Source organism: Streptomyces sp. SID1328, assembly GCF_009865595.1.
Classification (GTDB): Bacteria; Actinomycetota; Actinomycetes; order Streptomycetales; family Streptomycetaceae; genus Streptomyces; species Streptomyces griseoluteus.
The window spans coordinates 1-15,220 of sequence record NZ_WWKH01001071.1; the positions used below are offsets into that span (position 1 = coordinate 1).

The window sequence follows — 15,220 nt, forward strand, 5'->3', positions numbered from 1 at the left end:
GCTACACGGCCGTCCTCACCCCCGAGGCCATGGACCAGCTCGGCGACGGACGCTGGCAGGTGACCATGCGGGCGCCCCGCGGGCCGGCCATCCGCATGAAGGCCGGCCTGCGCGACACCCGCGCCCTCATCGACGCCCGCGCCCGCATGGTGACCCGCCCGCCCGCACGCCCCGTCATCTGGAACCTGCCCTACGCCCAGCCCAACGGCCGTCTGATGCTGCGCACCGTCGTACGCGACCTGCACGCCGAGTGCACCCGCGTACGCGTCGGCGACGGACGCATCACCGTGGAGGGCGTGCTGTGCGGGGACGGCCGCCTGGAGCCGGGCGCCCGGTTCGTCGTCAGCAGGCGCGGCCGGCACGCCCAGAACGTCGCCGTGGCCGTGGAGGCGCGCGGCCCGCGCCAATTCCGGGCCGACATCCCGCTGCGCGCCGTGGTGGACCACCGGCTGGACCGCTGGGAGGACTGGGACTGGTGGCTCCAGCCCGACCCCGCCGAGCGGCGCAAGGTGCGCGTCTGCCGCCTGCTGGAGGACTTCCCCGACGTCAAGGCCGCCCTCTCCTACTCCTCCCTGCCCCTGGTCGGCGACGCGCCCTCCGACCTCGCCGTGATCCATCCGGCCCGGCCGGTCTGGATTCGGCCCTACTGCTCGGCCTCCGGAGCCATGGCGATGAACGTGGTGGACCGGTGAGCCCCCTCACCGCCCCGCCCGCACGACACGCGACCAGCTTGGACACCACATGACCCCCCAGCCCCGCTCCGTACTCCACGTCGTGGCCCACCAGGACGACGACCTGTACTTCATGAACCCCGACCTCCTGCGCTCGCTGGAGAACGGGGACCAGGTCACCACCGTGGTCCTCACGGCGGGCGAGGGCGACGGCGTCAACATCGACACCGACGACGCCCGCCGGGCCGGAGCCGTGCCGGACTTCACCGGCTACAGCACCGCGCGCGGCTGCGGGCTGCGTTCGGCGTACGCCTTGATGGTGACCGGAGACCGCGACCGCCCCTGGCACCGCCACGCGGTCCGGACGGCACCGGGCCTCATCGCCGAACGCTTCGTCCTGGACGGCGCCGACCGGGTGTCCCTGTACTTCCTGCAGCTCCGCCAGGGAGCCCTCACCGACCAGGGCGCCCTCACCCCCATCGTCGATCTGTGGGAGGGCGGCGTGCCCGCCCAGCCCACGCTCCCGGTGCACGGTGGCACGGCCGGCGAGGTGCAGGCCGTCGGCCGGGAGGACGTGATCACCGCCCTGACCACCCTGCTCGACCATCACCGCCCTACCACCGTGCGCACCCTGGACCCCGACCCGGAACACGACGGCGGCAAGGCCGAGTTCGTCTGCTCCGACCACCAGGACCACGCGGTGGCCGCCGAGTTCACGCTCGCGGCCCTGGAGCGGTACCGGGAAGCGGGCCACTCCCCGGTCGTCGAGCACTACCGCGCCTACGCCAACCGGTTCTGGGGCGGCAACCTCGATTCGGCCGCCCTCGCCGAGAAGGGCGCCTACCTCGCCGCCTACGCGGGCATCGGCGCCCCCGACATCTGCCCCCAGGGCACCTGTGACCGCTGCGGCGACCGGCAGCTCGGCACCGACCCGTTCCGCAGCACCCACATGCGCAGCACCGCCTACCGCTACTCCCCGGCGACGGACTGGCTCCGACTCGGCCCCGGCGGCCGGCTCAACGCCTTCGCGGTCCTCGGCGGCAGGCTCGCCTTCTGGACCGAGACCGCCCCGGCCGGCGGCCGCTGGGCCGGCCCCTACGTCCTCGGCGAGGGCTGGGTCGCCCCCACGCTCGCGGTCGGCGGCGTACCCGGCGGCCCGGCCGAGGTGGTGGCCCTGCGCCGGAGCCTCGGCGCCGGGCGGGGGACCGTGGTGGACGTGGTGCACACCGTGCAGCACGCCGACGGCAGCGGCTTCAACGGCTGGCGGAGCCTCGGCAACCCGGACGAGGCCCACCCGGACCAGCGCCGCCAACGGGAGGCCGGGGTGCCCTCGGTCGCCGTCGACCAGGACGGCCGGCTGTACGTCTTCGTCCGCGACTTCGCCCAGGGTGTCAGCGTGCGCCGCCGCGAGACCAACGGCGAGTGGACGCCCTGGCAGTCCCTCGGCGGCCGCTTCCTCCAGGACGCGGGCACCGCGCTCGTGACCGGGCGCGGGACGGTCGAGCTCTACGTGCCGGGTAAGCACAAGATCTGGCGCTGGTTCCAGAGCGAGCCGGGCGGCGCGTTCCAGCTCGACGAGGCCCTGAGCACCGGGCGCCCCGCGACCGGCGGGGTCACCGCGGTGGACTCCGGCGACGGGCGTACCTGCCTGTACTACAGGGAGGCCGGGACCCAGCAGGTCATGGCGTACCGGCAGCACGCCGACGGCAGATGGCCCGGTGCGGGCGCCGGGCTCGGCGGCCACGGAGGTACCGGTGCCGTGGCCGCGCTGTGGGTGGCCGAGCGGGGCGCCCGCGAGGCGTACCTGGCGCACCGGGGGAGCACCGGGCGGCTGGTGCTCTCGCTGCCCGACCGGAACCGGGAGGTCACGGGCACCCACTGGAACGAGTCCGGCGAGATGTTCGCGCACGCCCCGGCGCTGGCGCGCGACGCGTCCGGCGCGGTGGTCGTGGCCGTCGTCGGCACCGACGGCCGCCTGCACGTCCGCCGCCAGCTCGCGCCCGAGCCGGGCAGCCCGATGGGCCCCTGGCTCGGCTGACCGGAGCCGTCCGGCACACGAAGAGGGCCCCCGCGCCGCAGCGCCGGGGCCCTCCTCCGTACAGCCGGCCGGTGTTACGCGGGCACGCTCGCCACACCCTGCTCCAGGAACCGCTTGCCGTTCACCCGCTCGGAGACACCCTCACGGTCCAGGTACGGCGTGATGCCGCCCAGGTGGAAGGGCCAGCCGGCGCCGGTGATGAGGCACAGGTCGATGTCCTGGGCCTCGGCGACGACGCCCTCGTCCAGCATGAGGCCGATCTCCTGGGCCACGGCGTCCAGGACGCGCTCGCGGACCTGCTCCTCGGTGAGGACGGTGTCGCCCTGCTTGAGCAGCGCGGCGACCTCGGGGTCCAGCTCCGGCTTGCCGCTGTCGTAGACGTAGAAGCCGCGCTTGCCGGCCTCGACGACCGCCTTCAGGTTCGGGGAGACCGTGAAGCGGTCCGGGAAGGCCCGGTTGAGGGTCTCCGAGACGTGCAGGCCGATCGCCGGACCGACCAGCTCCAGCAGCACCAGCGGGGACATCGGCAGGCCGAGCGGCTCGACGGCCTTCTCCGCGACCTCGACCGGGGTGCCCTCGTCGATGACGTTCTGGATCTCGCCCATGAAGCGGGTCAGGATGCGGTTGACGACGAACGCCGGGGCGTCCTTCACCAGCACCGCGGTCTTCTTCAGCTTCTTGGCCACGCCGAACGCCGTCGCCAGCGTGGCGTCGTCGGTCTGCTCGCCGCGCACGATCTCCAGCAGCGGCAGGATCGCGACGGGGTTGAAGAAGTGGAAGCCGACGACCCGCTCGGGGTGCTTCAGCTTCGACGCCATCTCCGACACCGACAGCGAGGAGGTGTTGGTGGCGAGGATCGCGTGCGCCGGGGCGACCGCCTCGACCTCGGCGAACACCTTCTGCTTGACGCCCATCTCCTCGAACACGGCTTCGATGATGAAGTCCGCGTCCGCGAAGCCCTCGGCCTTGTCCAGGACACCGGTGACCAGCGCCTTGAGGCGGTTGGCCTTGTCCTGGTTGATCCGGCCCTTGCCGAGCAGCTTGTCGATCTCGGCGTGGACATAGCCCACACCCTTGTCGACGCGCTCCTGGTCGATGTCGGTCAGCACGACCGGCACCTCCAGGCGGCGCAGGAAGAGCAGCGCGAGCTGGGAGGCCATCAGACCGGCGCCGACGACGCCGACCTTGGTGACCGGACGCGCCAGCGACTTGTCGGGGGCGCCCGCAGGACGCTTGCCGCGCTTCTGCACCAGGTTGAACGCGTAGATGCCGGACCGCAGTTCGCCGCCCATGATCAGGTCCGCGAGGGCCTGGTCCTCGGCGTCGAAGCCCTTCTGCAGGTCGCCGTCCTTGGCGCCCTCGATGATCTCCAGCGCGCGGTAGGCGGCCGGGGCCGCGCCGTGCACCTTGGAGTCCGCGACGAAGCGGCCCTTGGCGACGGCCTGGTCCCACGCCTCGCCCCGGTCGATCGCCGGACGCTCGACGGTGATGTCGCCCTTGAGGACCTGCGCGGTCCACAGCAGCGACTGCTCCAGGAAGTCGGCACCCTCGAACAGCGCGTCGGCGATGCCGAGTTCGAAGACCTGCTTGCCCTTGAGCTGGCGGTTCTGGTTGAGGCTGTTCTCGATGATGACCTGGACGGCCTTCTCGGGACCGATCAGGTTCGGCAGCAGGGCGCAGCCGCCCCAGCCGGGCACCAGGCCGAGGAAGACCTCGGGCAGCGAGAACGCCGGGATCGCCTTGGAGACGGTCCGGTAGGAGCAGTGCAGGCCGACCTCGACGCCGCCGCCCATCGCCGCGCCGTTGTAGTAGGCGAAGGTCGGGACCGCGAGGCCGGAGAGGCGCTTGAAGACCTCGTGGCCGCCCTTGCCGATGGCGAGCGCGTCCTCGTGCCGCTTCAGCAGCTCGACACCCTTGAGGTCGGCGCCGACCGCGAAGATGAACGGCTTGCCGGTGATGCCGACACCGACGATGTCGCCGTCCGCGGCCTCCTTCTCGACCTGGTCGATCGCGGCGTTCAGGTTCGCCAGCGAGGCCGGGCCGAAGGTGGTCGGCTTGGTGTGGTCGAAGCCGTTGTCCAGCGTGATCAGCGCGAACCTGCCCGCGTTGAAGGGCAGTTCGAAGTGCCGTACGTGGGCCTGGGTGACGACCTCGCCGGGGAACAGCTCGGCAGCACCCTTCAGCAGCTCGGTGGTGTTGCTCACTTGTCCCCCTCGAAGTTCGGGTTCTCCCAGATGACCGTCGCGCCCATGCCGAAGCCGACACACATGGTGGTCAGGCCGTAGCGGACGTCCGGGTTCTCCTCGAACTGGCGGGCGAGCTGCGTCATGAGCCGCACACCGGAGGAGGCCAGCGGGTGGCCGAACGCGATGGCGCCGCCGTACTGGTTGACGCGGCTGTCGTCGTCGGCGATGCCGTAGTGCTCCAGGAACGCGAGGACCTGGACGGCGAACGCCTCGTTGATCTCGAACAGGCCGATGTCGGAGATCGACAGGCCGGCCTGGGCGAGGGCCTTCTCGGTGGCCGGGATCGGGCCGTAGCCCATCACCTCGGGCTCCACGCCCGCGAAGGCGTAGGAGACCAGGCGCATCTTGACCGGCAGGCCGTTCTCGCGGGCGAAGTCCTCGGACGCGATGAGGGAGGCGGTGGCGCCGTCGTTCAGACCGGCCGCGTTGCCCGCGGTGACCCGGCCGTGCACGCGGAACGGCGTCTTGAGACCGCTCAGGTTCTCCAGCGTGGTGCCGGGGCGCATCGGCTCGTCGGCGGTGACCAGGCCCCAGCCCGTCTCACCGGCCTCCTCGTTGGTGCGGCGCACCGAGATCGGCACCAGGTCCTGCTGGATCTTGCCGTTGGCGTACGCCTTGGCGGCCTTCTCCTGCGAGCGGACCGCGTACTCGTCGGCGCGCTGCTTGGTGATGGTCGGGTAGCGGTCGTGCAGGTTCTCGGCGGTCATGCCCATGAACAGCGCCGACTCGTCGACCAGCTTCTCGGAGACGAAGCGCGGGTTGGGGTCCACGCCCTCGCCCATCGGGTGCCGGCCCATGTGCTCGACACCGCCCGCGATGGCGATGTCGTACGCGCCGAAGGCGACCGAGCCGGACACCGAGGTCACGGCGGTCAGCGCGCCCGCGCACATGCGGTCGATGGAGTAGCCGGGCACCGACTGCGGCAGGCCCGCGAGGATGCCCGCGGTACGGCCGAGGGTGAGGCCCTGGTCACCGATCTGGGTGGTCGCGGCGACGGCGACCTCGTCGATCTTCTTCGGGTCCAGACCGGGGTTGCGGCGCAGCAGCTCCCGGATCGCCTTCACGACGAGGTCGTCGGCGCGAGTCTCGTGATAGATGCCCTTCGGGCCCGCCTTGCCGAACGGGGTGCGGACGCCGTCGACGAAGACGACGTCCCTGACGGTACGAGGCACGATGGCTCTCCTCCAGGGTGCGGGACGCTGAGCGCTTGCTCAACCCCATGCTACTTATGAGTAACGTAGCTGCACAGCCCCACCCCGGCTAGCGGTGAACGTCACACCGCAGCCCCGCCCGGCCGGACGGATTGCGGCGAAACCGCCTACTCCGGGGTGGCGGACAGTACCGCGACCAGCACCGGGGTCACCTGCTCCACCTGCCAGGACCGGGCGCCGTGGCCGGTGAGGGCGGCGGCCACGGTCCGCTCGTCGACGGGGACCGGGGGCTCCCAGCAGATCCGGCGCACGGTGTCGGGGGAGATCAGGTTCTCCTGTGGCATCTCCAGCCGCTCGGCCAGCGCCGACACCCCGGCGCGGGCGGCCGACAGCCGGACCGCGGCGGCCGGGTCCTTGTCCGACCAGGCACGCGGCGGCGGCGGACCGGTCACCTGCTGCCCCTGCTGTGGCAGCGCCGACTCCGGCAGCGCCTTCGCCCGGTCGACCGCGGCCTGCCACTGTTCGAGCTGACGGCGGCCGACACGATGGCCGAAACCGTTCAGTGCGGCCAGCGCGTGCACGTTGGCCGGCACCGCGAGCGCGGCCTCCACGATCGCCGCGTCACCGAGCACCTTGCCGGGCGAGACGTCCCGCCGCCGCGCGATCCGGTCCCGCGCCTCCCACAGCTCCTTGACCACGGCGAGCTGCCGCCGTCTGCGCACCTTGTGCATCCCGGAGGTGCGGCGCCAGGGGTCCTTGCGGGGCTCGGCGGGCGGCGCCGCCGCGATGGCGGCGAACTCCTCCAGCGCCCACTCCAGCTTGCCCTGCCGCTCCAGCTCCTTCTCCAGGGCGTCGCGCAGGTCGACCAGCAGCTCCACGTCCAGCGCCGCGTAGCGCAGCCAGGGCTCGGGCAGCGGACGGGTGGACCAGTCGACGGCGGAGTGGCCCTTCTCCAGTACGAAGCCGAGCACGTTCTCCACCATCGCGCCGAGTCCGACGCGGGGGAATCCGGCGAGCCGCCCGGCCAGCTCGGTGTCGAACAGGCGGGTGGGCACCATGCCTATCTCGCGCAGGCAAGGGAGGTCCTGGGTGGCGGCGTGCAGCACCCACTCGACGTCGGACAGCGCGGCGCCCAGGTCGGAGAGGTCGGGGCAGGCGACGGGGTCGATCAGCGCGGAGCCCGCGCCCTCGCGCCGCAACTGCACCAGATAGGCCCGCTGGCCGTACCGGTAACCGGAAGCGCGTTCGGCGTCCACGGCCACCGGGCCGGTGCCGGCGGCGAAGGCGGCGACGACCTCGGCGAGCGCGGCGGCGTCCGCGACGACCGGCGGAATCCCCTCGCGGGGTTCGAGCAGGGGGGTGGGCGCCGCCACCTCAGCAGGCCCCGCGTCGGGGGGCGTGCCCCCGTTGATGCGCCGGGAACTGTCTGCTGCGGTCTCTTGGGCGTCCGTCACATGCCAAGGGTATCCGCATGCCCGCGCCGCTGGCCTGCACGTTCGACCGACATCCCCGCTGACCGGCCAAAACGCGCCGCACGCGGGCGCACACCGCGCGCCGCACGGCGCACCCCGCCCGGCGCGCACGCCGGTGCCCGCCGACGGAACGTTCCGCCGACGGGCACCGGGGGTCAACAGGGCGCAGGGTGGGGGACGGGAAAGAGGGTCAGTGGATGATTCCGGTGCGCAGGGCCACCGCGACCATGCCGGCGCGGTCGCCCGTGCCGAGCTTGCGCGCGATGCGGGCCAGGTGGCTCTTGACGGTCAGCGCGGACAGGCCCATGGAGACGCCGATCGCCTTGTTCGACTGGCCCTCCGCGACGAGGCGGAGCACCTCGACCTCGCGGCCGGACAGTTCGCGGTAGCCGCCGGGGTGGCTCGGGGCGCCCGGCGGACGCCGGTGCCCCATTCGGGCCGCGGCGGAGCCGATGGGGGCGGCGCCGGGGCGGGTGGGCAGGCCGATGTTGGTACGGGTGCCGGTGACGACGTAGCCCTTGACGCCCCCGGCGAGGGCGTTGCGGACGGCGCCGATGTCGTCGGCTGCGGACAGGGCGAGGCCGTTGGGCCAGCCCGCGGCACGGGTCTCGGACAGCAGGGTGAGGCCGGAGCCGTCGGGCAGGTGGACGTCTGCGACACAGATGTCGCGCGGGTTGCCGATGCGGGGACGAGCCTCCGCGACGGACGAGGCCTCGATCACGTCGCGCACACCGAGGGCCCACAGATGGCGGGTGACGGTGGAACGGACGCGGGGGTCGGCCACGACCACCATGGCGGTCGGCTTGTTCGGGCGGTAGGCGACCAGGCTTGCGGGCTGCTCGAGGAGAACGGACACCAGGCCTCCTGGGGTGGGGGGACGGGGCCGGCTTGTGGGGAAGAAGCCGGGAGGAACCGTGCTTTCAAGGTCACAGTCGTCTTCGGCAGCAAACCCGTCCGCCTTTAGAGAATGATCACGATCTAGTGAGTCACAATCTGTGCAATTCGGACACGCGATCGATCATCCGAAGATCGAATCGGCTCCGGGGTGAGGCGATTCGAGTACGGAAAGTGGCCGTATCGACAAAGTGATGGTGCGGGAAGTGATCACAAAGCAGCGCCCCGCCGATCCCGGCGGGGCGCTGAGAAGATGATCAGCCTGGGAGAGGTCTAGCGGGACCGCGGACCCCTGCGCTGCGGCAGCGTCACCACCGAGCCGTCGCCCGGCGCGGCCGGGGGCAGCCCGCCGACCTGGGCCAGCAGATCACACCACGAGGCGAGGTGCGCGGCGGTGTCCGGAACGCCGCCCAGTCCTTCGAGCGGCGTCCATGAGGCGCGGATCTCGATCTGCGAGGCGGGCGGCCGCTCCGACAGGCCGCCGAAGTAGTGGGAACTTGCCCTGGTGACCGTGCCGCTCGGCTCGCCGTAGGCGAGTCCGCGCGACTGGAGAGCGCCGGTCAGCCAGGACCAGCACACCTCCGGCAGCAGCGGGTCGGCCGCCATCTCGGGCTCCAGCTCCGCCCTTACCAGGGTCACCAGGCGGAAGGTGCCGTGCCAGGCGTCGTGGCCGGCCGGGTCGTGCAGCAGGACCAGCCGGCCGTCGGCCAGCTCCTGCTCGCCGTCGAGTACGACGGCCTCCAGCGCGTGCGCGTACGGCGCCAGCCGCTGCGGGGCGGGCGTCGGCTCCACCTCCACCTGCGGCCGCAGCCGCGCGTTCCGCAGCGCCTCCACCGCGCTGCGGAAGACAGGGGGGACCTCTGGCACCCCGGCTCCCCCTTTCTCCTTCGCCTGCGTGTCCTTCACGTCGTCCATTCCGCCGGTGCCGTCCGACGATCGTCCCTGAGCCGCAGCCATGCGGGGAAGAGTAAGGGGAAGCGGGCCTTCGTGCAGGGCATGACACCCCCCGAGGGCGGCGGCACTTCTCCCGCGCGGACCGTGCGAGACTTGCCGACGTGAGTGCCAACGCGATCCCCACGGGCCAGCAGCCCACAGCGACGTACGACAGCGCCTTCCTCAAGGCGTGCAGGCGTGAGCCCGTGCCGCACACCCCGGTGTGGTTCATGCGCCAGGCCGGCCGGTCCCTGCCGGAGTACCGCAAGGTGCGCGAGGGCATCCCGATGCTGGAGTCCTGCACGCGGCCCGAGCTGGTCACCGAGATCACGGTCCAGCCGGTGCGCCGGCACGACGTGGACGCGGCGGTCTTCTACAGCGACATCGTCGTCCCGCTCAAGGCCATCGGCATCGACCTCGACATCAAGTCCGGCGTCGGCCCGGTCGTCGCCGAGCCGGTGCGCACCCGCGCCGACCTCGACCGGCTGCGTGACCTCACCCCGGAGGACGTGTCCTACGTCACCGAGGCGGTCGGCATGCTCACCCGTGAGCTGGGGTCCACCCCGCTGATCGGCTTCGCGGGCGCTCCCTTCACCCTCGCCAGCTACCTGGTCGAGGGCGGCCCCTCGCGCACGTACGAGAACGCCAAGGCGATGATGTACGGCGACCCCGAGCTGTGGGCCGACCTGCTGGACCGCCTCGCGGACATCACGGCCGCGTTCCTGAAGGTGCAGATCGAGGCCGGTGCCTCGGCGGTGCAGCTCTTCGACTCCTGGGCGGGCGCGCTGGCCCCCGCCGACTACCGTGCCTCGGTGATGCCCGCCTCCGCGAAGGTCTTCGACGCCGTCGCGGGGTACGGCGTCCCGCGCATCCACTTCGGTGTCGGCACCGGCGAGCTGCTGAAGCTCATGGGCGACGCGGGCGCGGACGTCGTCGGCGTCGACTGGCGGATCCCGCTGGACGAGGCCGCGCGCCGGGTCGGCCCCGGCAAGGCGCTGCAGGGCAACCTCGACCCGACGGTGCTGTTCACCGACCGCAAGACGGTCGAGGTCAAGGCACAGGAGGTGCTGGACGCGGCCGCCGGCCTGGAGGGCCACGTCTTCAACCTCGGCCACGGCGTCATGCCCAACATCGAGCCGGACGCGCTGACCCACCTGGTCGACTACGTCCACCAAGCGAGCGCCCGCTGACCTCTTCCGCTCACCACGCCTGACGGTGCCGCGCCCGCCTGCCGAACAGCAGGCGGCCCGGCTCCGGCGGGGGCGGGGTGCCGGCCTTCAGCGGCCAGGCGAGCAGCATCCCGGCCACGAAGCCGACGACGTGCGCCGCGTACGCCACCGTGCCGGTGCCGGCCTCGACGCCGTGCCCCGAGGAGTACACGGCCTGGAGGCCGAACCAGAAGCCCAGCACGATCCATGCGGGCAGCCGGAGCGGCAGGAAGACCAGGAACGGGACCAGCACCCACACCCTGGCCTTCGGATACAGCACGAGATAGGCCCCGAGCACCCCCGCGATCGCGCCGGACGCGCCGATCAGCGGGTCCCCGGAGCCGGCGTTCAGCAGGGCGAAGCCGTAGCTCGCCGCGTAGCCGCAGACGAGGTAGAACAGCGCGAAGCGGACGTGGCCCATGCGGTCCTCGACGTTGTTGCCGAAGATCAGCAGGAACAGCATGTTGCCCAGCAGGTGCAGCCAGCCGCCGTGCAGGAACATCGCCGTGACCACCGACAGCGCCGGCGACTTGTCATACCCCGGCGCCCCCATCACACACCCCGGCCCGGCCGCCCCCATCCCCACCTGCCCGGTCGGCACCAGCTTGGGCAACTGATGATGGATCATCTCCCGCGGAACAGCCGCGTAGTGATCCATGAACGCGTGCAGCCGGCACAGCTGCGCCACATGACTCTCCCCGCCCGCCGCCCCGGCCGCACCAGGCGTCAGCAGAAACACCAGCACACTGGCGGCGATGAGCGCATACGTCACATACGGCGTACGGCGCGCGGGATTGACGTCATGGACGGGTATGACCACACAGAAGTAGTGCCCCGGTTGAAGCACGTGAACCCGTGAACAGCACGGGGACGACGAGCGCCGTTCCGCGCCGGCTAGCGGGCCGCGCGTACCTTGCGTACCGCCTTGCGGGCCGCTACCAGGATCGGGTCCCAGACGGGGGAGAAGGGTGGGGCGTAGCCGAGGTCCAGGGCGGTCATCTGTTCCACCGTCATGCCGGCGGTCAGGGCCACGGCCGCGATGTCGACGCGTTTGCCCGCGCCCTCCCCGCCGACGATCTGGACGCCGAGGAGGCGGCCGGTGTTGCGTTCGGCGATCATCTTGACGGTCATGGGGGAGGCGTCGGGGTAGTAGCCGGCGCGGCTGGTCGACTCGATGACGACCGCCTCGTACTGGAGGCCGGCCCGGCGGGCGTCGCGTTCGCGCAGGCCGGTGCGGGCGATCTCCAGCTCGCAAACCTTGCTGACGGCGGTGCCGACGACACCGGGGAAGGTGGCGTAACCGCCGCCCACGTTGGTGCCGATGACCTGCCCGTGCTTGTTGGCGTGGGTGCCGAGCGGGATGTACTGCTCCTGCCCGGAGACCAGGTTCAGCACCTCCACGCAGTCACCGCCCGCCCAGATGTCCTCGTGCCCGCGCACCCGCATGGCGAGGTCGGTGAGGAGTCCGCCGTGCGCGCCCAGCGGGAGCCCCGCCTCGCGGGCGAGGTCGGTCACAGGCTCCACGCCGATGCCCATGACGACCACGTCGGCCGGGTACTCCGCGTCCTTCGTGACCACCGCGCGCACCCGGCCGTCCTCGCCCGTGCGCAGGCCGGTCACCTCGGTGTCGTCGACCATGGTGATGCCCATGCCCTCCATGGCCCGCCGTACCAGCCGGCCCATGTCGGGATCGAGCGTCGCCATGGGCTCCGCGCCCCGGTTGACCACGGTCACCTCGAAGCCCCGGCGGAGCAGCGCCTCGGCCATCTCGACGCCGATGTAACCCGCGCCGACGACGACCGCGCGCCGCCCCTCGGTACGGGTCAGCGTGTCGATCAGCGACTGCCCGTCGTCCAGGGTCTGCACCCCGTGCACCCCGGCCGCGTCCGCCCCCGGCATGTCCGGCCGGATCGGCCGCGCCCCGGTGGCGATGACCAGCTTGTCGTACGAGGTCCAGTACTCGTTGCCGGTCTCCAGGTCGTGCGCCCGCACCCGGCGCCCGGACACGTCGATCTCCGTCACCTCCGTGCGCAGCCGGAGGTCGATGTGCCGCTCCCAGTGCTCCTCCGGAGTACGCGCGACGAGCTGGTCGCGGTCCTCGACGGCGCCGCCGACCCAGTAGGGGATGCCGCACGCCGAGTACGAGGTGAAGTGGGTGCGCTCGAACGCCACGATCTCCAGCTCGTCCGGTTTCCGCAGCCGACGGGCCTGCGAGGCCGCGGCCATTCCCGCGGCGTCGCCGCCGATCACGACCAGCCGCCGGGGCCCTTCACGCATGTCCATGGGAACAAGCTACGGGGCGAGCGGACCTGACGCACCGTCACTTGTGCTCGCCGGAGACCGGCGCGCCGTCCTCCGCCACCGCACGCGCCTGCGGCAGCGAGCCCGGCACGGGCGTCGGCGCCGAACGGCGCGGGAGCCGGGGGCGGACCACCCGGCGCCACAGGAACACCAGCAGCGCGAGCAGCGCCGCGAACGGCAGCACCGCGCCCACCACCAGTGCGATCCAGCGCAGCATCGTCCAGAACGCGTGCCAGCCGCCCGACAGCGCGTCCAGGAAGCCGGGTTCGTCGTCCTCGGCACTCGGGTGCGCGCCCCTCCCGGCCAGCGACAGGGTGATGGTCGCCAGGCCCGTGCGGTCCTTCAGCGACGCCTGCTGGGCCAGCAGCGCCTCCAGGTCGGCCTCCCGGCTGCTCAGCTCGCCCTCCAGCGCGACCACGTCGGTCAGCTTGTCCGCCCTGTCCATCAGCTCCCGGACCCGCGCGACGCTGGCCCGCTGGGACTTGATCCGGCTGTCCACGTCCACCACCTGGTCGGTGACGTCCTGCGCCCGCGCGGTGCGCCGCAGCAGCTTGCCGGTGCCCTGGAGCGAGCCGAGCACCTCGTCGTACCGCTCGGAGGGGACCCGCAGGACGACACGGGTGCGCTCGCTGCCGTCGTCGTCCCGCTCGGTGCTCTCCTCGCCGACGTAGCCGCCCGCGTCCTCGGTGACCCGGCGCGCCTTGGCCAGGGCGCCGGGCACGTCCCGCACCTCGACCTCCAGCGAGGCGGTGCGGATGACGCTCGGCGCGAGCCGGGGCGAGCGGCGGGCGGACTTGCCGTCCTCGGCCGCGCCCCGGCCCGCGCCGGGAGCGGCGGGAGCGGCGGTCGGGGCGTCGGCGTAGGAGGACTTGGCGTCGCCGCCCGACTCGCTGCACCCGGCGAGCGCGAGTGAGGCGGTGAGCAGGACCCCGCCCAGGACCCGGACCTGTGTACGCATGTCTGTTACCCCCCGGTGAGACGCGGTGCTGTCTCCCCTTAGACGGCCCGGCCTGCGGGAACGGTCGCGTTTTCCGGTCGCGATGCGGTCACGGTCCGGTGACGTACCGGGCACCGGGACGCCCCGCGCGGTCTGAGAGAGTGGGGGCATGAGCGCAGCGAGCAACGGCCATGTCGTCGTCATCGGAGCCGGTGTCGCCGGACTGGCCGCCGCCCACCGGGTGCTCGCGCGCGGCGCGCGGGTGACGGTGCTGGAGGCCACCGACCGGGTCGGCGGCAAACTGCTGCCCGGCGAGATCGCGGGCCTGAGGGTCGACCTCGGCGCCGAGTCGATGCTCGCCCGCCGCCCCGAGGCGGTGGGCCTCGCCCGCGAGGCGGGCCTCGGCGACCGCCTCCGGCCCCCGTCCACCGCGACCGCCTCGATCTGGACCCGGGACGCGCTGCGCCCCATGCCCAAGGGCCATGTCATGGGCGTACCCGGCACGGCCTCCGCGCTGTCCGGCCTGCTCTCCGCCGAGGGCCTGGCCCGGATCGAGCGGGACGCTGAACTGCCGCCCACCGAGGTCGGTGACGACGTGGCCGTGGGCGAGTACGTGGCCGCCCGGATGGGCCGTGAGGTCGTCGACCGGCTGGTGGAACCCCTGCTCGGCGGGGTGTACGCGGGCGACGCCTACCGTCTCTCCCTGCGCTCGGCCGTCCCCCAGCTCCACCAGGCCGCCCGCACCCACGACACCCTCACCGCCGCCGTCCTGTCCCTCCAGGCCAAGGCCGCCGAGGCGGGGCAGACCGGCCCGGTCTTCCTCGGCATCGAGGGCGGCGTCGGCACCCTCCCGCTCGCCGTCGCCGACTCGGTACGGGCGCGCGGCGGAGAGATCCTCACCCGCACTCCGGTCAGCGAGCTGCGCCGGGACGGCACCGGCTGGCGCGTCACGGCCGGGGACCGCACGCTGCACGCGGACGCGGTCGTGGTCGCCGTTCCCGCCCCCGCCGCGTCGGCACTGCTGCGCGCCGAGGCCCCGGCGGCCGCCGCCGAGCTGGCCGCCGTGGAGTACGCCTCCATGGCGCTGATCACCCTCGCCTACCGCCGCGCCGGCGCGGCCCTGCCCGAGGGCAGTGGCTTCCTGGTGCCGCCGGTGGACGGCCGCACGATCAAGGCCGCCACCTTCGCCTCCCAGAAGTGGGGCTGGGTCGGCGCCGAGGACCCTGACCTCCTGGTGGTGCGCACCTCGGTCGGCCGCCACCACGAGACCGAGATCCTCCAGCGCGACGACGCCGAACTCGTCGGGGTCGCCCGGCACGACCTGCGCGCCGCGACCGGACTGGACGCCGAGCCGGTCGCCACCCGCGTC

At 72.8% G+C, this 15,220-nt stretch carries 11 protein-coding genes and 1 pseudogene; 4 read left to right on the top strand and 8 right to left on the bottom strand.

The features are described 5' to 3' along the window. A pseudogene (locus GT030_RS34600) lies at positions 1–692 on the top strand (glycosyltransferase family 4 protein); the annotation flags it as partial. A 49-nt stretch (positions 693–741) separates the two neighbouring features. Then, a complete protein-coding gene (locus tag GT030_RS34605) occupies positions 742–2,709 on the top strand; it encodes a PIG-L family deacetylase (protein WP_161204450.1) in 1,968 nt (655 codons plus the stop codon). A gap of 74 nt (positions 2,710–2,783) precedes the next feature. On the opposite strand, the gene GT030_RS34610 is transcribed toward GT030_RS34605, so the two are convergent. The 5 genes from GT030_RS34610 to GT030_RS34630 all read right to left on the bottom strand — a co-directional run bounded on the left by GT030_RS34610 (position 2,784) and on the right by GT030_RS34630 (position 9,429). Beyond that, positions 2,784–4,913 carry a 3-hydroxyacyl-CoA dehydrogenase NAD-binding domain-containing protein gene (locus GT030_RS34610; protein WP_161204451.1) on the bottom strand — a complete coding sequence of 710 codons (2,130 nt, stop codon included), beginning with the start codon at positions 4,911–4,913 and terminating at the stop codon, positions 2,784–2,786. Then, positions 4,910–6,127, bottom strand: a complete 1,218-nt coding sequence (locus GT030_RS34615; RefSeq protein WP_161204452.1) for an acetyl-CoA C-acyltransferase — start codon at positions 6,125–6,127, stop codon at positions 4,910–4,912. The genes GT030_RS34610 and GT030_RS34615 overlap by 4 nt, the downstream gene beginning before the upstream one ends. 146 nt (positions 6,128–6,273) lie before the next feature. Further along, positions 6,274–7,560 (bottom strand): HRDC domain-containing protein, encoded by a 1,287-nt coding sequence (locus GT030_RS34620; RefSeq protein ID WP_161204453.1) that lies wholly within the window; start codon positions 7,558–7,560, stop codon positions 6,274–6,276. A 208-nt stretch (positions 7,561–7,768) separates the two neighbouring features. After that, positions 7,769–8,434: a response regulator transcription factor gene (locus tag GT030_RS34625; protein ID WP_031181634.1), complete on the bottom strand. Its 666-nt coding sequence runs from the start codon at positions 8,432–8,434 to the stop codon at positions 7,769–7,771. A 311-nt stretch (positions 8,435–8,745) separates the two neighbouring features. After that, a complete protein-coding gene (locus tag GT030_RS34630) occupies positions 8,746–9,429 on the bottom strand; it encodes a DUF3000 domain-containing protein (protein ID WP_161204454.1) in 684 nt (227 codons plus the stop codon). Between the two features lie 98 nt (positions 9,430–9,527). On the opposite strand from GT030_RS34630, the gene hemE reads away from it, so the two are divergent. Further along, positions 9,528–10,595 (top strand): uroporphyrinogen decarboxylase, encoded by a 1,068-nt coding sequence (hemE, locus tag GT030_RS34635; protein ID WP_161204455.1) that lies wholly within the window; start codon positions 9,528–9,530, stop codon positions 10,593–10,595. A 10-nt stretch (positions 10,596–10,605) separates the two neighbouring features. Here hemE and GT030_RS34640 read toward each other — a convergent pair whose 3' ends face one another. The 3 genes from GT030_RS34640 to GT030_RS34650 form a co-directional block, all read right to left on the bottom strand. After that, complete coding sequence (locus GT030_RS34640) at positions 10,606–11,433, bottom strand: rhomboid family intramembrane serine protease (protein ID WP_161204458.1); 828 nt, start codon at positions 11,431–11,433, stop codon at positions 10,606–10,608. A 74-nt stretch (positions 11,434–11,507) separates the two neighbouring features. Next, a complete protein-coding gene (locus GT030_RS34645; protein ID WP_161204459.1) occupies positions 11,508–12,890 on the bottom strand; it encodes an FAD-dependent oxidoreductase in 1,383 nt (460 codons plus the stop codon). A gap of 43 nt (positions 12,891–12,933) precedes the next feature. Further along, entirely contained in the window at positions 12,934–13,872 is a 939-nt protein-coding gene (locus GT030_RS34650; protein WP_161204456.1) for a DUF4349 domain-containing protein, read from the bottom strand. Positions 13,873–14,020: 148 nt separating this feature from the next. On the opposite strand from GT030_RS34650, the gene hemG reads away from it, so the two are divergent. After that, positions 14,021–15,220, top strand: a 1,200-nt coding sequence (gene hemG, locus GT030_RS34655; protein ID WP_161204457.1) for a protoporphyrinogen oxidase, incomplete at its 3' end; no start/stop codon positions are given.

Bases quoted from the DNA above. Each gene is read 5' to 3' on its own strand.
- GT030_RS34605 (WP_161204450.1), top strand. From the start codon at position 742: ATGACCCCCCAGCCCCGCTCCGTACTCCACGTCGTGGCCCACCAGGAC.
- GT030_RS34630 (WP_161204454.1), bottom strand. From the start codon at position 9,429: ATGGCTGCGGCTCAGGGACGATCGTCGGACGGCACCGGCGGAATGGAC.
- GT030_RS34645 (WP_161204459.1), bottom strand. From the start codon at position 12,890: ATGCGTGAAGGGCCCCGGCGGCTGGTCGTGATCGGCGGCGACGCCGCG.
- GT030_RS34650 (WP_161204456.1), bottom strand. From the start codon at position 13,872: ATGCGTACACAGGTCCGGGTCCTGGGCGGGGTCCTGCTCACCGCCTCA.